Genomic DNA, 24,766 nt, shown 5'->3' on the forward strand with positions numbered 1-24,766 from the left:
AAGCGGCCACAACCATGGTGTCACACACGGGAAATGACGGCAGCGAAAACTCTGCAGGAAACTTGAGCCAAGTTGTCCGGCTCGGCAATTGGAGTGCGTTTCCGCTATTGGCCGCCGTTATCACGGGTACGCTGGGACTGGCTGTTCTTGTCGGCTGGGTGTTCTCCGTACCCTTGTTGAAAAGCGTGTTCCCCGGTGCAGTCGAGATGAAAGCCAACACCGCCGTTGGCCTGGTGCTGGCGGCCTGGGCCTTGTTCATGCTTGGCAAGCGGCCGTCGCAGTCACGCTCACGTTTGGCGCAGATTGTAGCGCTAGTGGTCGTGGCGCTCGGCCTTGCCACCCTCAGCCAGTATCTGTTCGGCTGGCAATTGGGAATCGACGAATTACTGTTCCATGACACTGCCGACGCATACAACGCGATCCGCGGTCGAATGTCGCCGTTCACCGCCGTTGCCTTCGCCATTATCGGGCTGACGCTAACTGCCTTGCCAGTGCGCTCACTGCGCCCGCTGGTGCGGCTGATGTCAATAGTCGTCATCGCCATTGGCGCGATTGTGCTCCTGGGCTACCTGTGGAATACCAGCGAACTGGTGACCGACAGCTGGCTGCCACCCGTAGCGGTGAATAGTGCTTTTGCCTTTACCCTGCTCGGGGTCGGCATGTTCCTCGCAAGCTGGGTGCCCGAACCGCTGAGTGTGAGAAACACCTCAGTCGAGATTAAGATTCTCGCCGGTTTCATCATCGCGTTTGTGCTGCTGATCGCGGGAGGGGGGTATACCTACCGCACAAGCGCCGAATATGTGAATTCTGCGAAGTGGGTTACCCACACTCAGCACGTACGCGCTGAACTGGGTCAGCTCTTCAGTGCAATTCTCGATGTCGAATCAACGCAACGCAGTTATCTGCTAACCGGCAAACATTCACAGAAAGCGGATTACGCGCGCTCCATCTCAGAGGTGAACATTCATAAGCAGAAGCTGGCTCGACTCATTGACGACAACCCGGAACAAATGAAAAATATCACGGATCTGGGGCTGCTTATTGTTCATCGATTAAACAACCTTGCCCAGGAGGTCACCGTTTTTGAACACCAAGGCAACGCCGCTGAGAGAGTTGCCATCGCCAGCGACGACGGGATCCAGACCATGCAGGCCATACGCAGCCAGATCAAGCGTATGGACAACGTAGAGCTAAAGCTCTTATCCGACCGCGAGGCAGCCCTCGCACACCACCGTGAACGCACGCTTGTAGCGCTTATGGCTATGGTCGCGGTGACGATAGGCATCCTCACGACCCTGTTCCTGGGAATCCGCCGTGAAATAATCGCGCGCGCGCAAGCCGAAGCACTGCTGTATCAGGCAAAAGAAAAAGCCGAGAATGCCAGCCGCAGCAAGGATTCCTTCCTCGCCACCATGAGCCATGAGATCCGCACCCCCCTTACCGGCATGCTCGGAATGCTCGAACTGCTTTCCCTGACGACCCTTGACAACGAGCAGCACGCGACATTGGATGCAGCGTGGGATTCCGGCAGGGGCCTGTTGCGCATTGTCAGCGACATCCTTGACTGGTCGAAGATCGAGGAAGGCAAACTGGAACTTTCTCCGCACGCCACCTCGATTCCCCAATTACTGCAAGAGGTCATCAATACCTATTCACGCGTAGCCAGCGCTAAAAGTCTGCTGTTGTGGCAGCACGCCGACGCCCGTTTAAGTGCGGCGCACAGGGTCGATGCATTGCGCCTCTCGCAGGTGCTGAACAACTTCGTCAGCAATGCGATCAAGTTCACTCAACATGGAGAAATCGAACTTCGCGCCGAACTCCTCGAGCAGCTCGAGAACGGCGAGCGGATACGCTTCTCGGTCAAGGACACTGGCATCGGCATTGCCAAAGATGTCCAGCAGCTGTTGTTCCAGCGCTACCGGCAAGAGAGTGCCGACACCGCCCGCTTGTTCGGTGGAACCGGATTGGGACTGGCAATCTGCCGGCACCTGACGGAATTATTGGGCGGGGACATTGAATTGCAAAGCGAGCCCGGACAGGGATCCATCTTCAGCATTACGCTGACGCTGCCGGTTTCCACAGCGCCGGCAGAAAGCGTGCGACGTCTGCATCCCGATGTAGCACAAAGGGCGGTTAAACCCCTACTTGATGGCAACGTGGATGCGCCCCTGGTGCTGGCGGTGGACGATCATCCAATCAACCGCGATCTGCTGGCGCGCCAGATCAGGCTGCTCGGTCTGCGCGCCGAAACGGCGGAGAATGGGAAAGTGGCGCTGCCTATGTGGCGGGATGGGCGCTTTGCGCTGGTCATCACCGACTGCCACATGCCAGCAATGGATGGCTATGCGCTCTCGCAGGCAATACGCAAAATCGAGGCCGAGGAAAGACTTCCTCACACCCCGATCATCGCCTGGACGGCCAATGCGCTTGCCGAGGAAGCAGTGCATTGCCATGATGCCGGCATGGATGAAATCTTAATCAAGCCGGCCGATCTGGGGCAACTGAAGAAGGCGCTGGCAAAGTGGCTGTGCATTACAGAGACAGACCATAGCCAGCCCACGCCTGCACTGCAGGATGCGGATAGTGGCCTGATCGCACAGCCAATTGATTATGCCGTTCTGAATAAGATTGTACCGGACAGTGCAGAGCAGATTCAGCTGCTGCATGATTTTCAGGCGCATATTCGCGCTGACCGCGCCAAGCTGCTCGAGATGTTGGAACAAGGTGACCAAGTCAATGTTGAACGCATGGTTCACCGTATGAAAGGATCCAGCCGAATGGTAGGCGCACAGAATCTGTCAAACGCTTGTGTAAGCATTGAGACTGCATGCAACGGAAATATGGACGATGTGCGGGTGGCAATGGCAGGGCTGGACGAGGCCATCAGGCAGATTGAAAGCCATTGCAATGCACTGTGAACCAGCAACGGATAAAGCCTGATGGAAAACTGGCTCAACGCGGAAACATGAGGGTGATTTTTGCATGATTTGGGAGCGCCGGCAGGAAATGAGTGATGATCTTCATAGCCTTGATGAAGCGGCGCTTATCGCCCTGCACCACACACGTATTCGATCCGGCGCACTTCATCCAGTGCCTCGTTCAGATGATCAAGGATCTGACACTTGCCGAATACGATCTAGGCCTGTGGCGCATGCGACCACGGAAATTATTTACGCTTTTCATTGTTGAGCCTGAAAAATAATGAATGCGAATGAACTGAGTTTCCTGGTTGTCGAGGACGACGCGTTCCAACGCCGGATAGTCGTAAATATGCTGCGTTCGTTGGGTGCGACATCGATTGGCGATGCGGGTAATGGCATGCAGGCCTTCGCGATACTGCGTGAGCCGAGTGGGAAGCCGGTAGACATCGTGGTTTGCGACTTGAATATGCCTGAAATGGATGGCCTGGAGTTCCTGCGGCATCTGGGTCAAGAACATTATAACGTTGCAATTATCCTCATGAGTGCGCTGGGCAGCAAGTTGCTTATTTCGGCGGGAAAAATGGCCAAGATGTATGGCATTAAACTCCTGGGGGTGATTGATAAGCCCTTTATGCCGGAACAACTCAAGCAGATGCTTACAAAATTTATGCGTGCTGACTACAATTGGCCGCAAGCCAGTTCCGCGGAGCGCTTTACGCTGGAAGAAGTATTACAAGGGATCCGTGCAAATCAGTTTGAACCGTTCTTTCAACCCAAAGTCGAGTTTAAAACGGGTCAGATAGTAGGTGCTGAAGCGCTAGCGCGCTGGATTCATCCGGAGCAGGGTGTAATCAGCCCTTATGGTTTTATCCCACTGCTGGAGCAGAGCGGCGAAATCGACAAACTGACTTTTCTCATACTCGAAAAATCCGTGGCTGCGTGTCGCTCGTTTCACGATAGAGGCTGTATATTTAGCATCTCGATCAATCTTTCACCAAACTCATTGGATGATACCACGCTGGCGGACAAGATTACCCAGGTAGTGCGGAACGCCGGGATAGACCCGCGCTACATCATTCTGGAAATCACTGAGTCAGCGGCCATGACCGATGTTGCGCACGCATTGGAAAATCTGGTGCGTTTGGGCATGAATGGATTCATACTTTCCATCGACGATTATGGAACCGGCTATTCCAGCATGCAGCAACTCACGCGCATAGCCTTTAGCGAACTGAAGATTGACCAGTCTTTTGTGAAGGACTTTGCTGACAACGAGGCATTGCGCATCATGGTCAAGTCCAGCATCGACATGGCGCACGAACTGCAGATCAAAATCGTGGCCGAGGGGGTGGAGACCCAACAAGAATGGGACTTACTAAAAAACATGGGATGTGATATGGCGCAGGGTTACCTTATCGCCAAGCCGATGAATCTGATCTCCTTTGTTGAATTTTGTATGGGGTATCGCTTGCGGATGTAAATTGGTTCAGTGCAGCAATTCTCTGGATATGTAGCAGACCCAAACCAGCTTATCGGCGATCTTGTTGGCCACGCGCCCTGGCGCAAAGCCCGATAGGTTACATCATGGAACGACACCCGCACGAAGCCTCCCACACTGCGTAGAATCTGGTTCGCCACTTTTTACCAAAAATGGAGAAATGCCATCCTGCGACGAAACAAAAAGTGGTCAGGCAGGCCGTTGCGATCTCGTTGAAAATCCGGGAAAAGCCGCAGCCAGGCCCGCGGCCACAAAAAGTGACTTTCTCATGCTCGATAACAAACAACGGCCCGGTGAACCAGGCCGTCGTTGATCGATATTCGGAAATCAGAGTTTGATCATTTCATCCGGCTGCATCACCACCAGTTTGGTTTTCACGCCCTGTTTGGCCAGCGCGGCCTTGAATTCGGCCGGCGTACCGTCCAGTACCGGGAAGGTGCCGTAGTGCATCGGCACCACCATGCGCGGCCCGACCATTTTTACAGCCAGCGCAGCGCGATCGGGACCCATGGTGAAATGACCGCCGATGCATGCCAGCATCACGTCCACTTTGTGAAAACGCGGGATGAGCGTCATATCGTTGAACACATCGGTATCGCCGGTGTGATAGATCACCGGGCCATTCTTTATGGTGATCAGGAATCCGCCCGGATTGCCGCCCTCGTGGATGTCCTTGCCATTCTCATCCATCACGGTTGAGCTGTGGATGGCCGGGATAAACGCCACTTTCACCGCGCCGCCGAGCAGAGTCAGTTCGCCGCCAAAATTGCCCTGGGTATCCAGACCCGCCTGCGCTTTTGGAAAGCCGCCGTAGGTGACCAGCGCATTGCCCAGATCAAACGTGCTGACCAGGCGCGCGCCGGTTTTTCTGGCAATCGCCACCGCATCACCGACATGATCAAAATGGCCGTGACTGATCAGGATCAGGTCGGCATGGGTGATAGACGCCAGATCGGCTTTGCCGTTTTTATTGGCGGGATTGGTGATCCACGGGTCGATCAGCAGTATCTTGCCGTTGGGTGTTTTGATCTTGAACGCAGAATGGCCGTACCAGGTCAGTTCGGTTTGCCCGGCCCAGGCCGCGTTCACCGCCAGCACCATGCTGAACACGAAAATCACCCATGCCTTGATCGACTTCATATTAATTTCCCCTTACGTTGATACACCACAAAATCATAGTCTAATGCGCTGGCCTTGTCGTGTCGCGGGTCGCGACTGAGCTCCTCCCAATCAGCGTGCTCAAACCCGGGAAACCAGGCATCGCCAGCGAATTCGTCATGGATCTCGGTCAGATAAAGCCGGTCCGCCAGCGGCAATGCCTGTTCATATAGTTGCGCGCCCCCGACAAAGAACACCTCCTGGTCGCCCGCACACGCAGTCAATGCATCCGGGATGGAATGCGCCACCAGACAGCCAGGCGGTGCGCTGTAGGCATTGCTTGAAATAATCACCGTGGTACGCCCCGGTAGCGGCCGCCCGATTGACTCAAAGGTCTTGCGCCCCATCACAATGTGATGCCCCAGGGTGAGCGCCTTGAAATGCTGGAGGTCTTCCGGCAAACGCCACGGCAGGGTATTGTTGACGCCAATGACGCGGTTTTGCGTCAGCGCGGCGATGAGGGCGATGCGGGGCTCGGGGTGGGGCATGTTTTCTCCAGGTATCGGCGCATTATATCCGGCCTGATGCAGTAAAGAACGGCGTAATAAAACCGTTATGCGTAATATTCCGGCACCCGAGAAAGAAACCATGCTGAACCTGATTATCTCCACCATCGCATTCATCATCGCCGCCTGGTGGCTCAACCGTTATCTGGATGACATGGAAATCGGCAAGGGCATGACGCGCGGCATGCTGGTGTTTGTACTGGCCTCAGTAGTGTCATGGGGCACCGGGTCGGTGGTGGACTGGGCCCAGGTCAAAATCGAAGGGCCGCAACCGCCGTCGCTGGCTTCTGGCGATTTGATGCAAGTCCTCAAGGCAGTCCAACAGGGGCAAGTCCCGACGCAGCCGTAAAGCCCTTAACGCGACAAACCCGGAAACAGCGCCAACAGGCCATCTGCCATGAACTGTACCGCCATCGCGGCGAGTATCAGCCCCATCACACGCGTGGCGATGTTGAGCCCGGCCGTCCCCAGACGCTCGCCGATCGGCTCGGCCAGCCGCAATACGACCCAGACAATTGCCGCCACTCCCACTATTCCCAGGCTGAACACGAGCTTGTCGGGCCAACTGCCCGCCTGGTGCGCATCGACGATAGCCAGACTGATTGCCCCCGGGCCCGCCAGCAGGGGGATTGCCAGCGGCACCACGGCAATGTCGTTCTTGGATTCGGCTTCGGTTTGTTCGGCATCGGTCTGCCGCGCCGGGCTGGTTTTGGCATGAAACATCGCAATCGCGATCAGCAGTACCAACAATCCGCCAGCAATGCGGAACGCCGGCAGGCCGATACCGAAAAACGACAGCAAGGCATCACCCGCCCACACCGCAAGAATCAGGATCACCGCCACCGCAACGGCGGCTTTGGCGGCCGTACGGTGCATTTCCCTGGGGCGACGATCTGCCGTCAGGCTGAGGTAAATCGGGATTGCCCCGAGCGGATTCAGAATGGCAAAAATGCCGACCAGGTATTTGATTTGCTCGGCCCAAACGGGTAACAGCGTCATTACGAATCTTTCCTACACAGCTACCGGTGCCTTGATCGCCGGATGCGGGTCGTAGCCTTGCAGCACGAAATCCTCGAACCGGAAGGCGAACAGGTCGTTTACTGCCGGATTGAGCTGCATGGTCGGCAACGGGCGTGGCGCGCGCGCGAGCTGTTCGCGGGCTTGCTCGAGGTGGTTCGAATACAGATGCGCGTCGCCCAGGGTATGCACGAAATCGCCGGGTTTGAGTCCACTCACCTGCGCCATCATCAGGGTAAGCAGCGCGTAGCTGGCGATGTTGAATGGCACGCCGAGGAAGATATCGGCGCTGCGCTGGTAGAGCTGGCAGCTTAACTTGCCATCCGCGACATAGAACTGGAAAAAAGCATGGCAGGGCGCCAGCGCCATTTTGTCAAGATCGGCGACGTTCCACGCAGAGACAATGATGCGGCGTGAATCCGGGTTGTGTTTGAGGTCGTGCAACACGCGCGCAATCTGGTCGATATGGCCGCCATCGGGCTTGGGCCAGCTGCGCCACTGGTAACCATAGACCGGACCCAGGTCACCGTTCGCATCGGCCCATTCATCCCAGATGCTGACGCCATTTTCCTTGAGATAGCGGATATTGGTATCGCCCTGCAGGAACCACAGCAGTTCGTGGATGATGGAGCGCAGATGGCATTTCTTGGTAGTGACCAGCGGAAAACCCTGGCTCAGATCAAAGCGCATCTGGTGGCCGAAAACCGAAAGGGTGCCGGTGCCGGTGCGGTCGGATTTCCGGGTGCCGTGTTCCAGCACGTGGCGCATCAGGTCGAGGTATTGGCGCATGGTGGTCAGGGTATCAGGTTAAAAATCATGGTTGATTAAACCAAGGGCTTGCCCATAGGTGATTAGGCTGGTCAGAGCGTGTGGCGTTGCAGGTTAGCCGCAATCGCCTCGGCCATTTTCAGCCACTGCGCTGCCAGCTCGATGGGCAGATATTCAGTCAGCGTCTCGCCAAACAACGCCAGCCAGCGCGCGAACGCTGCGGGTGTCAGCGCCAGGCCCTGGTGCCGCCCCAGCATGTCGAACTGACGCGGCTGTTCCAGCGTGCCGCCCAGCGCCACCCACCAGAAATCGGCGATGTGGGACTCGTGTCCGGCAAAATCCGCGATGCCGTCAAAAAACCCATGCAACATCGGGTCCGTCCGCAACGTGGCGTAGAACGCGTGTATCACCTGGTCGACACGGTCACGGCCAATTTTCCCGCATAGCGGTTCAAATATGCGCCGGGGTGAAGGTTCGCCAGTCTGCATCAATCAGTCCCTGCAATGGTTGGTATTGGCTCTTGTAGGCCATCTTGCGGCTGTTTTCAATCCAGTAGCCCAGATACAGATAAGCAAGCCCCAGAGTGCGCGCCAACTCGATCTGCCACAACACGCTGTATACCCCGAGGCTGCGCTGCGGCAGATCAGGGTCAAAAAACGTGTACACGGCAGAAAGCCCGTCCTCGACCTGGTCAATCACGCTTACCATGCGCAGTTCTCCGGCCTCGCGGAATTCCACCAGATAGGTATCCACATTGCTTTGCAGCAAAAAATGCGTGTACTGGTCACGGTCGTCATGATCCATACCGCCGCCGGCATGGCGCGACGCCTGATAGCGCTGGTACAGAGCAAAATGGGCAGGATCGAAACGCGCACCTTGTGGCTCCGCCACCAGGCCCGCGTTGCGCTTGCCGGTACGGCGCTGGGTGCGGCTGGGGATGAATTCATTCACCGCCACGCGTACCGGGATACACGCCTGGCACTGGCCGCATTGCGGACGATAAGTGAACAGCCCGCTGCGCCGAAACCCGGCCTGAATCAACTGGCTGTAGGCCATGCCGTCCACCAGATGGGCAGGCGTGACCACCTGCGAGCGTGCCGTTCGCCCCGCCAGATAGCTGCACGGATACGGCGAGGTCAGGTAAAACTGCAGCCGCGCGAACGGCAGGTCATTCAACAAGGTCATGGTCGAAGCGCCAGGGAGTGGGCACTGCTGGCAAGTTTACCAAGTTATTCAGCTGCGCGATGAAGTCTGCGCGGGGAATTTCGCGCGCACCAAAGCGCGCCAGATGCGCCGTGTTCATCTGGCAATCGATCACGCCGAAGCCCCAGCGTTGCAACTGGCGCACCAGATGCACGAAAGCGATTTTCGAGGCATCCGGCACCTGCGTGAACATGGATTCGCCGTAAAACACCCGCCCCAGCGCAATGCCATACAAACCGCCCGCCAGCCTGCCGCCTATCCAGGTCTCGGTGCTATGCGCCACACCCATCTCGTGCAGGCGCGTATAGGCGGCAATCATCTCCGCGCTGATCCAGGTGCCCCCCTGCCCCGCACGCGGCCGGGCACATCCCGCCATCACCTCGGCAAAAGCCGTATCCACGCGGATTTCATAGTGGCGCTTGCGCAACACCTTGGCCAGCGAGCGCTGCACCACCAGCTCCTGCGGAAACAGCACCATGCGCGGATCCGGACTCCACCATAGAACAGGATCGCCGGGGTTGTACCAGGGAAAAATGCCGCGAGAATAAGCGTTCACCAGGCGCGCCGGGGAAAGGACGCCTCCCGCAGCCAATAGCCCGGCCGGGTCACGTAACGCCTTGCATACGGCCGGAAAATCCTCGTTGTCAGTGAGCCAGGTCAACATGTAACGAATTCTATCCTGCTGCGCACATTTGCTACAGGACCAACCACGTATTTCGCGTTTCACCTTAATCTTCTGCATCAATTCATTCATTGACAACTCACTGACAATTCGTTGACAATTTAACCATGTTAATAGTATGGTTATTGCAAGTGAGCTTAAACAAAATACTCGATTTCAATGACGATTCACCCACAACCCAAGGAGCAGCCATGAAACGCACCGTACTGATTCTTGCCTTTGCCACCGCCTTCTCCACCCATTTCGCTCAAGCTGCAGACGGTAACTGGATGGCACGGGTTCGCGCCATCCACATCGATCCTTACACCCACTCATCTCCGCTAGCCGGGGTAGACGTGGATTCGCAAGTGGTGCCGGAATTGGATTTCACTTACTTTATCAGCAAGAACATCGCTGCCGAACTGATCCTGGGAACCGCGCGCCATGAGGTGACGCTAAATGGCGCCAGCCTCGGCAAGGTCAACCACCTCCCGCCCACACTGACCCTGCAGTGGCATTTTTCCCCGGACAGCAAAATCAGGCCTTACGTGGGCGCCGGCATCAATTACACCTGCTTCTATAACGTGGACCTGGCAGGTGTGGATCTGGACAGAAACAGTTTCGGCGGCGCATTGCAAGCCGGCGTGGACATTGCTGTTACCGACCACGGCTATATCAATCTGGATGTGAAAAAAGTCTATATCAGCACCAAGGTAAAAACGACCGCAGGCGCGTACGTTACCGATGTGGACATCAATCCGGTAATCATCGGCGTCGGCTACGGCTGGCGCTTCTAGTCATCCGGCCATGCCAGATGGCGGCAGCCATGCCAACGGATACCGGCAGTAGCCACATGCCCACCTGTTTCCACTGCGGCAGCCCGTTGCCGCCCGGTGCGCATTATCCGGTCGATCTCCCGGACGCAAGTTGCAACACGTGCTGCCATGGCTGCCAGGCGGTCGCCCGGATGATCGTGAGCAGCGGCAACGTCGACTACTATCGCCACCGCACCCGCCTGCCCCCCGCCGCAGCGGCGCCCGCCGCCAGCGAAATCCTGCAACAACTGCGACTCTATGACCTGCCGGAAATCCAGCAAGCCTTCGTCAAGCCAGGCGAAGGTGACATCCGCGAGGCCGCGCTGATTCTGGAGGGCATTGTGTGCGCCGCCTGCATCTGGCTGAACGAGCGCCATATCGCGCAGTTACCAGGCGTACTCGCGGTGGAGATCAATTTCGCCACGCACCGGGCGCGGGTGCGGTGGGACAATAGTCGTATCCAGCTCTCCGACATCCTGCACGCCATCCGCGATATCGGCTATGCCGCGTACCCATTCGACGCTGATCGCCAGGAAGACGTGTTCAGGCGCGAACGTGCGTCCGCCCAGCGCAGGCTGGCGATTGCCGGACTGGGCATGATGCAGGTCATGATGTATGCCATCCCGGCTTATCTGGCCGATCCTGGCAGCATGACCCGGGACATCCAGGCGCTGATGCGCTGGGCCAGCCTGATGCTCACCCTGCCGGTGGTGTTTTACTCGGCGTGGCCATTTTTTCAGGGCGCCTGGCGCGACCTCAGGCGTCGCAGCCTGGGCATGGATGTGCCGGTGGCACTGGGCGTGGGAGCCGCGTTTGCCGCCAGTGTGTGGGCCATACTGACCCACTCCGGCGAGGTATATTTCGACTCGGTCACCATGTTCGTGTTTTTCCTGCTCAGCGGACGCTACCTGGAAATGGGCGCGCGGCGCAAATCGGCAGCAGCGCTGGAAACACTGGCCAAACTGATTCCCGCCGTCGCCAATCGTTATCGGAATTACCCGGCGCAGCAGGAAACGCAGAGCGTGCCGGTCACCCAATTGACCGCAGGCGACACGCTGCTGGTGAAACCCGGTGAAGCGATTCCGGCGGACGGCATTGTGCTCGCGGGGATCAGCGAGGCGGACGAGTCCCTGCTCAGCGGTGAATCCCGCGCGCTGCCCAAGATAGCGGGCGATCGCCTGGTGGGCGGCGCGATCAACATCTCCAGCCCGCTGGTGATGCGTGTGGAAAAAACCGGCGCCGACACCGTGCTGTCCGGCATTCTGCGTCTGCTCGACCGTGCCCAGGCGGAAAAACCCCGCATCGCCCTGCTGGCAGACCGGTTCGCCACATGGTTTGTGTTCACCCTGCTGGTGCTGGCAGCAGGCGTAGCGCTGGGCTGGTACTGGGTGGAGCCGGCGCGGGCGTTCTGGATCACGGTTTCGGTGCTGGTGGTGAGCTGCCCCTGCGCGCTCGGGCTGGCCACCCCGGCCGCCCTTACCGCCGCTGCCGGACGCCTCACCGGCATGGGCCTGCTTGCCACGCGCGGCCACGCGCTGGAAACGCTGGCGCGCGTCACCCACGTCGTGTTCGACAAAACCGGTACCCTCACCTGCGGCAGGCTCGCCCTGCTCGACACCATATCTTTGGGCGAAACCTCGGCGGCGCACTGCCGCGCCCTGGCTTCCGCCCTGGAGGGCGTCTCCGAACACCCCATCGCACATGCCCTGCATGACCCCGCCGCACACTCGCTGCCAAGCCACGCCATTACCAATGTGCCGGGGTACGGTCTGGAGGGCATCGTTGAAGGGCGTCATCTGCGCCTGGGCCGCCCGGACTTTGTGGCGCAATTGCATGGCCGGCCGCTACCCGTCAACCTCAATTTCCGGGATAACCTGACCATGGTTGCGCTGGGCGACGAACACGGCTGGCTGGGTGTATTTCTGCTGGGCGACCGGCTGCGCCCGGACGCCGTGCGGGCGGTGGCGCGTCTGAAAGAACTGGGTGTGGAAGTCAGTCTGCTATCCGGCGACGGCAACGCCACCGTGGCGCATGTGGCCGGACTGTTGGGCATCGAGCATTATGCGGGACAGCTGATGCCCGGGGACAAGCTGGCACGCATGCGTGCACTGCAAAATGGCGGTCAGATTGTCGCCATGGTCGGCGACGGCGTAAACGATGCACCGGTACTCGCCGCGGCTCAAGTTTCCATCGCCATGGGCCAGGGTTCGGATGTGGCTCAGGCCAGCGCCGATATGGTGATGATGAACGGCCAGCTGGAATGTCTGGCGGATGCGCTGGTGCTGGCACGGCGTACGGCCGGGATCATCCGGCAAAACCTGGCGTGGGCGGCGGTCTACAACCTGGCTGCCATTCCTGCCGCAGCCCTGGGTTTTGTCACGCCGTGGATGGCAGGTATCGGCATGTCGCTTTCTTCGCTGCTGGTGGTGCTCAATGCCCGGCGTCTGAGCCGCATACGACTTGGTTCTGGCGATGAGGGCGCGCCAACTCACAGCGCCACCGCAGCAGGCACGGCAGTGACTGTGCCCGCGCTTGAAGGACCCTGACATGGACATTCTGTTCCTGCTTATTCCGTTGAGCGTGATACTGGTGGTATTGATCGCGGCGGTATTTTTATGGGCGGTGAAAGCGGGCCAGTTCGAGGATATGGAAGGGCCCGCCCACCGGATTCTGATGGATGACGATAAATCTCCCGGTAAGAAATATTCAGACGAATAAACGAATAATGTTTTAGTCAGGCATTCCCGGTCAATCAATGACGTGTAATTTTGCTTGTGGCAAAAAAAGGAGAGGTACGCCATGGAAACAACAACTTACAATTACAAGGTCGTCCGTCAGTTCGCCATCATGACCATCGTCTGGGGCATGGTCGGCATGCTGGTGGGCGTCGTAATCGCCTCGCAGCTGATCTGGCCGGAACTGAATTTTGGCGTACCGTGGCTGAGTTACGGACGGTTAAGGCCGCTGCATACCAACGCGGTGATTTTTGCCTTTGGCGGCAGTGCGCTGTTTGCTACGTCCTACTACATCGTGCAGCGCACCTGCCAGGTGCGGCTATTTGCCGAGAAGCTCGCCGCCTTTACTTTCTGGGGCTGGCAGGCGGTGATCGTGGCGGCGGCCATCACGCTGCCGCTGGGCTATACCACCTCGCATGAATACGCGGAGCTGGAGTGGCCGATCGACATTCTCATCACCCTGGTGTGGGTGGCCTACGCGGTGGTGTTCTTCGGCACCATTGTCAAGCGCCGCACCAGGTACATTTATGTATCCAACTGGTTTTTCGGCGCCTACATTCTGACCATTGCCATTCTGCACATCGTCAACAGCGCCGAGATTCCGGTGTCCCTGACCAAATCCTACTATGTCTATGCCGGCGTGCAGGACGCCATGGTGCAGTGGTGGTACGGTCACAACGCAGTAGGCTTTTTCCTCACCACTGCCTTCCTCGGCATGATGTACTACTTCATTCCCAAGCAGGCCGGGCGCCCGATTTTCTCCTACCGCCTGTCGGTCGTGCACTTCTGGTCACTCAACTTCATTTACATGTGGGCCGGTCCGCACCATCTGCAATACACCGTGCTGCCCGACTGGGCGCAATCGCTCGGCATGGTGTTCTCGCTGATGCTGCTGGCGCCGAGCTGGGGCGGCATGATGAACGGCATCATGACCCTGTCCGGTGCCTGGCATAAATTGCGCACCGACCCAATCCTGAAGTTCCTGGTGACGGCGCTGTCGTTCTACGGCATGTCCACCTTCGAAGGTCCGATGATGTCGATCAAGACCGTCAACGCCCTGTCCCACTACACCGAGTGGACCATCGGCCACGTGCATTCCGGCGCACTGGGCTGGGTGGCGATGATTACCATCGGCTCCATGTACTACCTGATTCCGCGCCTGTTCGGGCGCGAAGAAATGTACAGCGTCAGGCTTATCACCCTGCACTTCTGGGTAGCCACCCTGGGCGTGGTGCTGTACATCGCCGCGATGTGGATTGCCGGGGTGGCGCAAGGCCTGATGTGGCGCGCTTCCAATCCGGACGGCACGCTGACTTACAGCTTCGCCCAGGTGCTGAACGCAATGTATCCGTTCTACACCATCCGCCTGCTGGGCGGCCTGATGTTCTTTGGCGGCATGCTGATCATGGCCTACAACGCCTGGAGAACGGTATCCGCCGGCAAAGCGGTGGAAGCGCAGATACCCCAGGCCGTGCACGCTTAACGGGACAACCAGGAGAAGACCATGGAATCATTTCACCAGAAAATCGAGAAAAATACCGGGCTGCTCATCGTGCTGACCATCCTGGTGGTAAGCGTGGGTGGTCTGGTACAGATTGTGCCGCTGTTTTTCCAGAAATCCACCACCCGGCCGGTGGCGGGCATGATGCCCTACACCCCGCTGCAGTTGAGCGGGCGCGACATCTACATCCGCGAGGGCTGCGTCGGCTGCCACTCGCAGATGATCCGGCCGTTCCGCGCGGAAACCGAGCGCTACGGGCACTACTCGGTAGCCGGTGAATCGGTATACGACCATCCCTTCCTGTACGGCTCCAAGCGCACCGGGCCGGATCTGGCGCGGGTGGGCGGCCGCTATTCGGATGACTGGCACCGTACCCACCTGAACCATCCACAGGACGTGGTACCTGAATCCAACATGCCGTCTTACCCGTGGCTGGCAAAAAATCCGGCGGATGCCAGCGACATCGAGACCAAGATGAAAGTACTGCGCATCGAGGGGGTGCCCTATACCGACGCGGAGATTGTCAGCGCCAAAAATGAATTGCAGGGCAAGACCGAGCTGGACGCACTGATTGCCTACCTGCAAATACTCGGCACTTCACTCAAGGAAACGAGATAAGCATGGCAGGGACTATCGGAGCCATCGTCACAGTGGTCTGCTTCGTGATCTTTGTGGCCATTGGGCTGTGGGCATGGAGCGGGCGGCGCAAAAAGGATTTCGACGCCGCTGCGAATCTGCCTTTCGAGGAAGAAGACACCCCTTCGCGCATCCCGCCCAAACACGACTAACCCGGTCCGGGGCGCCCGAGAAATCGCGCCCGGCTTAAGGAGAAATAACATGAGCGACTTTGTCAGCAGTTTCTGGAGCCTCTACATCGCCGGCATCACCGTCATCAGCATCGTCTGGGTGACGTGGTTTCTCAAGACCCAGACCACGCGCAGACTCGCCGCCAACGAAAAGGCCGAGCTGATTGAAAAAGCCTGGGACGGCGACTTGCAGGAACTCAACAATCCGCTGCCGCGCTGGTGGCTGTGGCTGTTTTACCTGACCATCGTGTTCGGCGTGGTGTATCTGGCGCTGTATCCGGGTCTGGGCAGCTACAAGGGTGTGCTGGACTGGAGTGCCACGGGCCAATGGCAGCAGGAACAGTCCAAGGCCAACGCGCAGTACGGCCCGGTTTTTGACAAATACCTGAAGCAGGACCTGAAGGTGGTCGCGGCTGACCCGCAAGCGCGCGAAATGGGTCAACGCCTGTTCCTGACCTACTGTTCGCAATGCCACGGTTCGGATGCGGCCGGCGCCAGGGGGTTTCCCAACCTGACCGATCATGACTGGCTCTATGGCGGCGACCCGGAAACCATCCAGGCCAGCATCGCCAATGGCCGTGCCGGCGTGATGCCTGCGCTGGGCGCGGCTTTGGGCGAGCAGGGCACGAAGCAAGTCGCCAGCTACGTGCTGTCCCTGTCCGGGAGCAAACATGACGCGACGCTGGCCGCGGCCGGGCGCGACAAGTTTGCTACCTACTGCGCCGCCTGCCACCAGGCGGACGGCAAAGGCACGCAAGCCATGGGCGCGCCCAACCTGACCGACAAGGTGTGGCTCTATGGCGGCTCCGAAGCCACCATCATCGAGACCATCACCAAGGGCCGTAATGGCCACATGCCGGCACAGCTCGATAAGTTGGGTAACGCCAAGGTGCATCTGCTGGCGGCGTATGTGTATGGATTATCGCAGGGCAAGTAGGCGCTGAACCGGTGGGCCTGCGCAGGCCGGGCGCCCCACCGGCTTCCCAACCATCAAAGGACTCCAAGCGTGGCCGAGGCGGAACAAAAAAAAGTCACCAACATCGCACCCTCCACCGACATGGAGCAGGCGCTCTACGCCGTCAAACAAAAGATCTATCCGCGTGCGGTTTCCGGCTGGTTCGCCAGCTGGCGTGTGGCTTTGGTGCTGTTCACGCAGCTGCTTTACTATGGCCTGCCCTGGCTGTCCTGGGACGGGCGTCAGGCGATCCTGCTCGACCTGGCACAACGCAAGTTCTACATTCTGGGACTGGTGTTCTGGCCTCAGGATTTCATCTACCTCACCGGCCTGCTGGTCATTGCCGCATTCTCGCTGTTCCTGTTCACCGCCATTGCCGGACGACTGTGGTGCGGTTTTGCCTGCCCGCAAACAGTCTACACCGAGCTGTTTCTGTGGATAGAACGCAACATCGAAGGCGATCGCCTCAAGCAGATGAAGCTGGACAGGCAAGCCTGGAATATTGAAAAAATTGCCAGGAAAACTGCCAAACACACCGCCTGGCTGGCGCTGGCGTTGTGGACAGGTTTCACCTTTGTGGGTTATTTCACGCCCATCAAGGAACTGGCGATATCCTTTGCGCACTGGACGCTGGGGCCATGGGAGACGTTCTGGATTTTTTTCTATGGCTGCGCCACCTACGGCAACGCCGGCTTCATGCGCGAGCAGGTATGCAAGTACATGTGCCCCTACGCGCGCTTCCAGAGCGTGATGTTCGACTCGGACACCCTGACCGTCACTTACGACTCCTCGCGCGGCGAACCACGCGGCCCGCGTTCCAAATCCACTGACCGCCATGCCGCCGGGCTGGGCGACTGCGTGGACTGCAGCATCTGTGTGCAGGTATGCCCCACTGACATCGACATCCGCAATGGCCTGCAATACGAATGCATCGGCTGCGCCGCCTGCATCGACGGCTGCGCTCAGGTGATGGCCAAAATGGGCTATCCGCGCGGCCTGATCCGCTACACCACGGAAAACGTGATCAAGGGAAAATACCCGGACAGCAGCATTCTTTCCCATGTGTTGCGCCCGCGCACCCTGATCTATAGCGTGCTGCTGCTGGCCATTGTTGCCACTCTGGGTATGGCGCTGATCAGCCGGGTGCCGCTGCGCGCGGATGCGATCCGCGACCGCATTGCCGCCCGCGAAACCGCCGAGGGCTATATTGAAAACGTCTACCGCCTGCAGATTATCAACATGGAAAACAGACCCCACCGCTACGTCATTTCAGTAGCGGGGCTGCCAGGCATCAAGCTGGCGGACAGCAGCCCCCTGGTGCAAGTCGCTCCGTTGGGAACCCATGACGCCGTGGTGCATGTCCAGATCGATCCAGGTGAACTCAGCACACGCTCGAGCCCGGTGCAATTCAAAATCCGGTCGCTGGACAACCCCGACCTGACGACAACCGTCCGGTCCACCTTTCTTAATCGCTAGGAGTTACGCCATGCAGGCCACCGACCATCAACCCTGGTACCGCGAACCCTGGCCGTGGCTGCTGATGATACTGCCGCTCACAGCGGTGGTGGCGGGTTTGATCACCGCCTGGTACGCGGTGGTGAGTAGCGACGGCCTGGTGGCGGATGACTATTACAGGGACGGCATGGCCATTAATCAGACCCTGCACCGTGATGCAGCAGCGGCCGCGATGGACCTGGACGCCACTTTGCGCACCAGCGCGGACGCGCGCACCTTGCATGTGACACTGACCGGCAGGCTCGCCCCCCTGCCCAGCACGTTGCGACTCTCCATCCTGCACCCCACCCAACCCGGACACGACCACGTCATCACCTTGCATGCGGCGGGTAACGGCATGTATAGCGGCGCCATGCCGGGCCTGGGCAATGGACGCTGGCAGCTGATCCTGGAACCGCCCCGGCGTGAATGGCGCCTGACGGGCGTGTGGTGGCAACCCCACACCCGGACCCTTATTCTGGGCGCGAAACACCCGGCCAAAATCCGAACGAACAACCTCAACTAGACGGGAGAATCACATGGCTACATTGCTGAACCTGCTGCTCACCACGCGTACCGGACTAATGAGCCTGTTCACCGTGGTTTTTGCGATTGGCATGCTAGGCTGGTTCACCTGGTGGTTCATAAACAAATCCAGGGGAAAATAAATACCTGTCGCCGGCACACTCTCACAGCAAAAATCACACAAACGAAGGAGGAAAGCATGCAACGCATAATCCAGGTGTTGTGGCCGTCGTTCATCGCGGCGGGGGTAATGGATATTGTCCTGTTCACGCTGCTTGACCCAATGGCACTGATCTATCGGGACACCCTTCTGTTCACAACCCGGCTTGGCGCTTACTCGCTGGGTTTTTTCCTGTTCTGGCTGTTCGGTGCAGTGAGCAGCGCGCTAACCTGCTACTTTCAGTGCAGTACAGCCCAGCTCAACAAGATTTGCAAGTCGTCCGAACCAAAAAAATAAGTGTTCGGAATAAGGGTCGGATTCCCGGACAGGCTTGGGAACAGGCAAAATAATACTCAATAGGTATTCTGCACCCCGGTGACTTGTGGAAAGGTGCGCCGCACGATTTTCTCCACCACGTTTTTCAGATCCAGCATGGAATTTGGACACCCCACACAGGCACCCTTGAGCCGCACCCGGACAACGGTGCCGCTGATTTCCACCAGCTCCAGATCACCGCCGTCGCGCAGCAGGATGGCGCGGGCTTCTTCCAGGACCTGTATCAGCGCGGCTTCGGTGAGCGGCGGGGCTGCGCCGCTGGCCTGGCAGGGGCGCAACTTTTCCAGACGCGCCTGGCGCTGGGCGATGCGCGCCGCCAGCAGCGGGTCACGCGCGTCGAGTTCGTCGAGCTCATCTTCGCTGTACCAGCGCGTATCATCGAGTGCCATTTCGCGGTCGCGCGCGGCGAGTTCCTCGGCGCTGAAGCGTTTGATGGGGATGGGTTTAGCAACGTCAGTCATGTTTATCCTACCCATTTCCGCGCATTGCGGAACATACGCAGCCACGGACCGTCTTCGCGCCAGCCGTCCGGACGCCAGGAATGCTGCACGGCCCGGAACACCCGTTCCGGGTGCGGCATCATCAGGGTAAAGCGGCCATCGGCAGTAGTCACGCCCGTCAGACCGCCAGGCGAGCCATTGGGGTTTGCCGGATAGGTTTCGGTCACCTTGCCGCGGTTGTCCACAAAGCGTAGCGCGACCAGCACACGGCTGGCGTCGCCACCCTGGCTGAAGTCGGCATAACCTTCGCCGTGTGAGACTACCACCGGCATGCGGCTGCCGGCCATGCCGTCGAACAGGATGGAGGGGCTGTCAGGCACTTCGACCATGACGAAGCGCGCCTCGAACTGCTCTGACTGGTTGCGGGTAAATTTCGGCCAGTATTCGGCGCCGGGAATGATGGATTTGAGATTGCCCATCATCTGGCAGCCGTTGCACACGCCCAGCGCGAAGCTGTCGTCGCGATTGAAAAATGCTTCGAACTGATCCCGGGCGCGCAGGTTGAACAGGATGGATTTGGCCCAGCCTTCGCCGGCGCCCAGCACGTCACCGTAGGAAAAACCGCCGCACGCGGCAAAGCCACGGAAGTCCTGGAGCGAGACGCGCCCGGCGATAATGTCGCTCATGTGCACGTCCACCGCCGCGAAACCGGCGCGGTCGAAGGCAGCGGCCATTTCCACTTCGCCGTTGACGCCCTGCTCGCGCAGGATGGCGATGCGCGGCTTGCTGCCGCCGATGAAAGGCGCGGCGATGTTGTCGTTGAGGTCAAAGCTCAGCTTTGCCGACAGCCCCGGGTCAGTCCCATCCAGCAGTTGCGCGTATTCGCTCTCGGCGCACAGCGGGTTGTCACGCAGGCGCTGGATCCGGTAGCTGGTTTCACTCCAGGCACGCTGCAACTCCACCCGGCTGAAGTCGAGCATGGTTTTTTCATTGCGCACGATTTCCACGCGGTCGCGATCATTGGTGCTGCCGATGATGTGGAACTCGGAGCGCAGGCCGGCCGCAATGAAGGCCTGCATCACCTCGGCGGTATGCTCGCGCTTCACTTGCAGCAGTGCGCCCAGTTCCTCGTTGAACAGCACACCGAATACACGCGGGCTGTAACCCGTGCGCTCGGTGACCACTTCCTCGTCTCCATCCAGGCCTTCTTCTTCAACTTCCACGCGGAAGCGATCCTGGCACAGTTCGTCCGTATCTACAGTGATACCGCAGTGGCCGGCGAAAGCCATTTCGCACAGCGCCGCCCACAGCCCGCCATCGGAGCGGTCATGGTAAGCCAGCAAGCGGCCGGCGGCGTTGAGCGCCTGCACGGTTTCGAAAAACGCCTTGAGCTGACCGGGGTGATCGAGGTCCGGGCAGCGCTCGCCCACCTGCTTGTATACCTGCGCCAGTGCCGAGCCGCCCAGGCGATTGCGACCGCAGCCGAGGTCAATCAGGATGAGATCGGTGTCACCTTGGTCAGTACGCAGTTGCGGCGTGAGCGTGGCGCGCGCGTCAGGCGTGGGAGCGAAGGCGGTAATGATAAGAGACAGCGGCGCGGTGACGGATTTCTGCTTGCCATCCGCCTCCCACACGGTACGCATGGACAGCGAATCCTTTCCCACCGGGATGCTGATGCCCAATTCTGGGCACAGTTCCAGCCCCACCGCCTTGACCGTGTCGTACAGCGCCGCGTCTTCGCCGGGGAAGCCAGCCGCCGCCATCCAGTTGGCGGAGAGTTTCACATCGCCGATTTTTTCCACCCGCGCGGCGGCCAGGTTGGTCAGCGCCTCGCCCACCGCCATGCGCCCGGAGGCTGCCGCGTCGATAAGCGCCAGCGGGGTGCGCTCGCCCACGGCGAAGGCCTCGCCGCGCTCGGTGGCATAGCCCATGGTGGTCACCGCCACGTCCGCAACCGGTACCTGCCAGGGGCCGACCAACTGGTCGCGCGCAGTGTAGCCGCCCACGCTACGGTCACCGATGGTGATGAGAAATGACTTGGATGCCACGCTGGGCAGGCGCAACACGCGCAGCGCGGCATCCGCCAGCTCGATGCCGTCGGTATTCAGCGCCGGCAATGTGCGCTGGACGCGCTGCACGTCGCGGGTCATGCGCGGCGGCTTGCCGAGCAGCACGGACATATCCATGTCCACCGGGGTAGCGCCCAGCAGGCTGTCTTCCACTGTCAAATGCCTGTCCCCGGTGGCGATGCCGACCACGGCGAACGGGCAGCGCTCGCGCTCGCACACGGCGCGGAAGCTGTCCAGACTGGGCGGCGCAATGGCCAGCACATAGCGTTCCTGGGATTCATTACTCCAGATTTCGCGCGGCGACATGCCGGATTCTTCCAGCGGGATATCGCGCAATTGAAAGCGTGCGCCGCGTCCGGCGCCATCCACCAGCTCCGGCATGGCATTGGAAACACCACCCGCACCCACGTCGTGGATGGACAGAATGGGATTGGCGTCGCCCATCTGCCAGCAACGATCGATCACCTCCTGGGCGCGGCGCTGCATTTCCGGGTTGCCGCGCTGCACCGAGTCGAAATCCAGGTTTTCGGCATTGGCGCCGGTATCCATGCTGGATGCCGCGCCGCCGCCCAGTCCGATGAGCATGCCCGGGCCGCCCAGATGTATCAGCAGCGTGCCGGCGGCGAACTGCTTTTTGAAGCAGTGGGCGTCGTCAATATTGCCCACCCCCCCCGCCAGCATGATGGGCTTATGGTAGCCGCGCATCTCGCCCGCGCATTCCTCCTCGAAAGTGCGGAAGTAACCCGCCAGGTTGGGACGGCCGAATTCATTGTTGAACGCCGCCGCGCCAAGCGGGCCGTCGATCATGATTTGCAGCGCGGAGGCGATGCGGTCGGGCTTGCCGTAGCCATTGACATTGTCCCGACAGGTTTCCCAGGGTTGCCGGCCACCCGGGATATTCAGGTTGGACACCGAGAACCCGCACAGCCCCGCCTTGGGCTTGGAGCCCGTGCCAGTCGCACCCTCGTCACGGATCTCGCCGCCGGAACCGGTGGCCGCACCGGGGAAAGGTGAAATGGCGGTGGGGTGATTGTGCGTTTCCACCTTCATCAGGATGTGCGTACGCGCCTCACGGTAAACATAGCGGCCATTTTCCGCCGGATAGAAGCGCGCCACGTCAGCGCCCTCGATCACCGAGGAATTATCCGAATACGCCACCACGGTACCTTGCGGGTGACGCGCGTGGGTTTCGCGGATCATGCCAAACAGCGTATGCGGCTGCGCCGCGCCGTCGATCACCCAGGCGGCATTGAAAATCTTGTGGCGGCAGTGCTCGGAGTTGGCCTGGGCAAACATCATCAACTCCACATCCGTGGGATTGCGCCCGATGCGGGTGAAATTATCCAGCAGATAATCGATTTCATCTGCCGACAACGCCAGCCCCATCGCGCTGTTGGCGTGCACCAGCGCCGCGCGGCCAGCACCCAGAATGTCCACCGTGGTCAACGGCTTGGGCGGGAGATGGCGGAACAGTGTATGGGCGTCGTCCAGACTGCCGAACACGGTTTCTGTCATGCGGTCGTGGATGTGCGGCGCAATCTGCGCTTGGTCATCAGCAGTCAGCGCAGCGCCATCGCGGCGAAGGAAATAATATGCAGTGCCCCGTTCAATCCGGGATACTTTTTCCAGCCCGCAGTGGCGAACGATGTCGGTTGCCTTGGAAGACCACGGCGAAATGGTGCCGGGGCGCGGGGTGACCAGCAGCAACGCAGCGTCCGGCCGGGCCGGCAACGGGATACCATAGGCGAGGATGGCGTCAAGCCTGGTTTGCTCGACGCTGTCCAGCGCAGTCGACACCTCCGCGAAATGCCAGAACTCGGCTTGAATACAGTCGTAATCAGGCAGTCCTTGGGATAGCTTGTCGAGACGAAAACGGGAAAGCGCGGCGCCGCCGCGCAATTTATGCAGTTCGGGCATGGTGCGAATCGGGCATCGGACAAAAGCGGATTTTACCCGAAATCGGCCCCGCGCCCTAACCACAGGAGACGCTCAAGTCAGGCAGCCGACTCTGCGGGAGGCTCCTGCCCTTTCTCACGTTTCCAGATTTCCAGGCAGTCCAGCCCGCAGAAATGCTGGATGTAATCCGTCGCTTCTTCGTTTCTGGCGACAGAAGCCGGAATCTCAACCATGCATACCGCGCAACTGGTGATTTCGCATTCTGTATCCTCGACACAAGGCAGAATTTCACCGCCATTGGGATTCACATTTCTCGGTATTTTCATTTCGCTCTCCTCGGTGCCATCATCCTGATGCTACGCTTTGATTATAGACCTCCCAACCCATACCGAGTTCGTCATGAAACCAGACGCAGACCCTTTTCCCAATGACAGGCTGATCGAAAAAACCATCCTTGGCAAGCTGCCGCCGCGCCCGCGCGACAGTCACAAGGGCGACTTCGGCAGCGTCGGCATCCTGGGCGGTGCACCGGGCATGACCGGGGCGGCATTGCTGGCAGCGCGGGCGGCACTTCATATGGGTGCGGGCAAAGTCTACGCCGCCAGCCTGAACAGCAGTATCGCCATAGACTTCATGCAACCTGAAATCATGCTGCTTGGCCCGACTCAATTGCTCGACACACCGTTAACCGTGCTGGCCGTCGGCCCCGGTTTGGGGCGCTCCGAACAGGCTGGCCAGTTGCTGGAAATCGCGCTGCAAAGCCCGGCCATTCTGGTATTGGATGCAGATGCCCTGAACCTGCTTGCCGAATCGCAAAGCCTGAAAAAACTGGCGCAAAACCGCACCCGTCCCACCCTGCTCACGCCCCATCCCGGCGAGGCCGCGCGGCTGCTTGGCTGCGACACCAGAACCATCCAGCGCGACCGTCCGGCTGCAGCGTTGCAGCTGGTCGAAAAATATTGCGCCTGGGTGGTGCTAAAAGGTGCCGGCAGTATTTGCGCCGCGCCCGACAAAGCATGGCGTATCAACGCTACGGGCAACCCCGGTTTGAGCAGCGCCGGCATGGGGGATGTGCTGACGGGCATGGTGGCGGCCCTGCTGGCGCAGGGCGCGGCGCCTTTCGCCGCGCTGCAGCTTGCTGTTTATCTGCATGGCGCGGCAGCAGATGCCCTGTTGGAACAGGGCATGGGACCGGTGGGGCTGACCGCATCGGAAGTGACGCTGGAAGCGCGCAGATTGCTTAATCAGCGGGCTGTTTAGCCCAACATCCGGTCCTGTTGTTAAGAGATACCTGTAACGTCT

Annotated in this window: 26 protein-coding genes; 16 read left to right on the forward strand and 10 right to left on the reverse strand. The window is 59.4% G+C overall.

Translation table 11 applies throughout. The annotated features are described in order from the left end of the window. The first annotated feature begins 14 nt into the window (after positions 1–14). The 3 genes from GZH91_RS12180 to GZH91_RS12190 all read left to right on the forward strand — a co-directional run bounded on the left by GZH91_RS12180 (position 15) and on the right by GZH91_RS12190 (position 4,401). Positions 15–2,918, forward strand: a complete 2,904-nt coding sequence (locus GZH91_RS12180; protein ID WP_147073184.1) for an ATP-binding protein — start codon at positions 15–17, stop codon at positions 2,916–2,918. Positions 2,919–3,013: 95 nt separating this feature from the next. After that, positions 3,014–3,202 carry a hypothetical protein gene (locus tag GZH91_RS12185; protein ID WP_147073182.1) on the forward strand — a complete coding sequence of 63 codons (189 nt, stop codon included), beginning with the start codon at positions 3,014–3,016 and terminating at the stop codon, positions 3,200–3,202. Then, positions 3,202–4,401, forward strand: a complete 1,200-nt coding sequence (locus GZH91_RS12190) for an EAL domain-containing response regulator (RefSeq protein ID WP_147073180.1) — start codon at positions 3,202–3,204, stop codon at positions 4,399–4,401. Before GZH91_RS12185 ends, GZH91_RS12190 begins: the two co-directional genes overlap by 1 nt. 345 nt (positions 4,402–4,746) lie before the next feature. Here GZH91_RS12190 and GZH91_RS12195 read toward each other — a convergent pair whose 3' ends face one another. Then, positions 4,747–5,559 carry a metal-dependent hydrolase gene (locus GZH91_RS12195; protein WP_147073178.1) on the reverse strand — a complete coding sequence of 271 codons (813 nt, stop codon included), beginning with the start codon at positions 5,557–5,559 and terminating at the stop codon, positions 4,747–4,749. After that, complete coding sequence (locus GZH91_RS12200) at positions 5,556–6,065, reverse strand: dihydrofolate reductase (RefSeq protein WP_147073176.1); 510 nt, start codon at positions 6,063–6,065, stop codon at positions 5,556–5,558. The genes GZH91_RS12195 and GZH91_RS12200 overlap by 4 nt, the downstream gene beginning before the upstream one ends. Positions 6,066–6,132: 67 nt before the next feature. Between GZH91_RS12200 and GZH91_RS12205 the strand changes: the two genes are divergently transcribed. Then, positions 6,133–6,432 (forward strand): hypothetical protein, encoded by a 300-nt coding sequence (locus GZH91_RS12205; protein ID WP_223264562.1) that lies wholly within the window; start codon positions 6,133–6,135, stop codon positions 6,430–6,432. Positions 6,433–6,437: 5 nt separating this feature from the next. Here GZH91_RS12205 and GZH91_RS12210 read toward each other — a convergent pair whose 3' ends face one another. The 5 genes from GZH91_RS12210 to aat form a co-directional block, all read right to left on the reverse strand. Next, a complete protein-coding gene (locus tag GZH91_RS12210) occupies positions 6,438–7,082 on the reverse strand; it encodes a MarC family protein (RefSeq protein ID WP_147073174.1) in 645 nt (214 codons plus the stop codon). Positions 7,083–7,094: 12 nt separating this feature from the next. Continuing rightward, on the reverse strand, positions 7,095–7,889 hold the full coding sequence (locus GZH91_RS12215; RefSeq protein ID WP_147073172.1) for a thymidylate synthase: 795 nt from the start codon (positions 7,887–7,889) through the stop codon (positions 7,095–7,097). Positions 7,890–7,960: 71 nt separating this feature from the next. Beyond that, the gene (locus GZH91_RS12220) at positions 7,961–8,356 is read right to left on the reverse strand and encodes a group III truncated hemoglobin (protein ID WP_147073170.1); all 396 of its coding nucleotides are present in this window, start codon (positions 8,354–8,356) and stop codon (positions 7,961–7,963) included. Further along, a complete protein-coding gene (locus GZH91_RS12225) occupies positions 8,319–9,053 on the reverse strand; it encodes an arginyltransferase (protein ID WP_147073168.1) in 735 nt (244 codons plus the stop codon). The genes GZH91_RS12220 and GZH91_RS12225 overlap by 38 nt, the downstream gene beginning before the upstream one ends. Next, a complete protein-coding gene (aat, locus tag GZH91_RS12230) occupies positions 9,037–9,735 on the reverse strand; it encodes a leucyl/phenylalanyl-tRNA--protein transferase (RefSeq protein WP_147073166.1) in 699 nt (232 codons plus the stop codon). Before aat ends, GZH91_RS12225 begins: the two co-directional genes overlap by 17 nt. Before the next feature lie 209 nt (positions 9,736–9,944). Between aat and GZH91_RS12235 the strand changes: the two genes are divergently transcribed. The 11 genes from GZH91_RS12235 (at position 9,945) to GZH91_RS12285 (ending at position 19,020) form a co-directional block, all read left to right on the forward strand. Next, on the forward strand, positions 9,945–10,529 hold the full coding sequence (locus tag GZH91_RS12235; protein WP_147073164.1) for an OmpW/AlkL family protein: 585 nt from the start codon (positions 9,945–9,947) through the stop codon (positions 10,527–10,529). 29 nt (positions 10,530–10,558) lie between these two features. After that, positions 10,559–13,093 carry a heavy metal translocating P-type ATPase gene (locus GZH91_RS12240; RefSeq protein ID WP_170227446.1) on the forward strand — a complete coding sequence of 845 codons (2,535 nt, stop codon included), beginning with the start codon at positions 10,559–10,561 and terminating at the stop codon, positions 13,091–13,093. A 1-nt stretch (position 13,094) separates the two neighbouring features. Continuing rightward, entirely contained in the window at positions 13,095–13,265 is a 171-nt protein-coding gene (gene ccoS / locus GZH91_RS12245) for a cbb3-type cytochrome oxidase assembly protein CcoS (RefSeq protein ID WP_147073162.1), read from the forward strand. Positions 13,266–13,346: 81 nt separating this feature from the next. Further along, the gene (gene ccoN / locus GZH91_RS12250) at positions 13,347–14,765 is read left to right on the forward strand and encodes a cytochrome-c oxidase, cbb3-type subunit I (protein WP_147073160.1); all 1,419 of its coding nucleotides are present in this window, start codon (positions 13,347–13,349) and stop codon (positions 14,763–14,765) included. A 21-nt stretch (positions 14,766–14,786) separates the two neighbouring features. Further along, positions 14,787–15,401 (forward strand): cytochrome-c oxidase, cbb3-type subunit II, encoded by a 615-nt coding sequence (gene ccoO / locus GZH91_RS12255; protein WP_147073158.1) that lies wholly within the window; start codon positions 14,787–14,789, stop codon positions 15,399–15,401. A 2-nt stretch (positions 15,402–15,403) separates the two neighbouring features. Continuing rightward, complete coding sequence (locus GZH91_RS12260) at positions 15,404–15,571, forward strand: cbb3-type cytochrome oxidase subunit 3 (RefSeq protein WP_147073156.1); 168 nt, start codon at positions 15,404–15,406, stop codon at positions 15,569–15,571. Positions 15,572–15,620: 49 nt separating this feature from the next. Next, a complete protein-coding gene (gene ccoP, locus GZH91_RS12265) occupies positions 15,621–16,526 on the forward strand; it encodes a cytochrome-c oxidase, cbb3-type subunit III (protein ID WP_147073154.1) in 906 nt (301 codons plus the stop codon). A gap of 120 nt (positions 16,527–16,646) precedes the next feature. Then, positions 16,647–18,020, forward strand: a complete 1,374-nt coding sequence (gene ccoG, locus GZH91_RS12270; protein WP_147073201.1) for a cytochrome c oxidase accessory protein CcoG — start codon at positions 16,647–16,649, stop codon at positions 18,018–18,020. Between the two features lie 10 nt (positions 18,021–18,030). Next, positions 18,031–18,564, forward strand: a complete 534-nt coding sequence (locus tag GZH91_RS12275) for a FixH family protein (protein ID WP_147073152.1) — start codon at positions 18,031–18,033, stop codon at positions 18,562–18,564. A 13-nt stretch (positions 18,565–18,577) separates the two neighbouring features. Further along, on the forward strand, positions 18,578–18,706 hold the full coding sequence (locus GZH91_RS12280) for a DUF3149 domain-containing protein (RefSeq protein ID WP_147073150.1): 129 nt from the start codon (positions 18,578–18,580) through the stop codon (positions 18,704–18,706). Positions 18,707–18,762: 56 nt separating this feature from the next. Continuing rightward, positions 18,763–19,020, forward strand: a complete 258-nt coding sequence (locus tag GZH91_RS12285) for a hypothetical protein (RefSeq protein ID WP_147073148.1) — start codon at positions 18,763–18,765, stop codon at positions 19,018–19,020. Positions 19,021–19,076: 56 nt separating this feature from the next. Here the strand turns inward: GZH91_RS12285 and GZH91_RS12290 are convergent, their stop codons facing one another. From GZH91_RS12290 to GZH91_RS12300, 3 genes are all read right to left on the reverse strand, one after another. Then, the gene (locus tag GZH91_RS12290; protein ID WP_161984267.1) at positions 19,077–19,520 is read right to left on the reverse strand and encodes a NifU family protein; all 444 of its coding nucleotides are present in this window, start codon (positions 19,518–19,520) and stop codon (positions 19,077–19,079) included. A 2-nt stretch (positions 19,521–19,522) separates the two neighbouring features. After that, a complete protein-coding gene (purL, locus tag GZH91_RS12295; RefSeq protein ID WP_147073144.1) occupies positions 19,523–23,485 on the reverse strand; it encodes a phosphoribosylformylglycinamidine synthase in 3,963 nt (1,320 codons plus the stop codon). Positions 23,486–23,562: 77 nt separating this feature from the next. Beyond that, positions 23,563–23,790, reverse strand: a complete 228-nt coding sequence (locus GZH91_RS12300; protein WP_147073142.1) for a DUF3330 domain-containing protein — start codon at positions 23,788–23,790, stop codon at positions 23,563–23,565. A gap of 73 nt (positions 23,791–23,863) precedes the next feature. Here GZH91_RS12300 and GZH91_RS12305 point away from each other — a divergent pair, with 73 nt between their 5' ends. Then, a complete protein-coding gene (locus GZH91_RS12305) occupies positions 23,864–24,724 on the forward strand; it encodes an NAD(P)H-hydrate dehydratase (protein ID WP_147073140.1) in 861 nt (286 codons plus the stop codon). Positions 24,725–24,766 lie beyond the last annotated feature (42 nt).

It is taken from the genome of Sulfuriferula plumbiphila, assembly GCF_009938015.1.
In the GTDB taxonomy this organism is placed as follows: Bacteria; Pseudomonadota; Gammaproteobacteria; order Burkholderiales; family Sulfuriferulaceae; genus Sulfuriferula; species Sulfuriferula plumbiphila.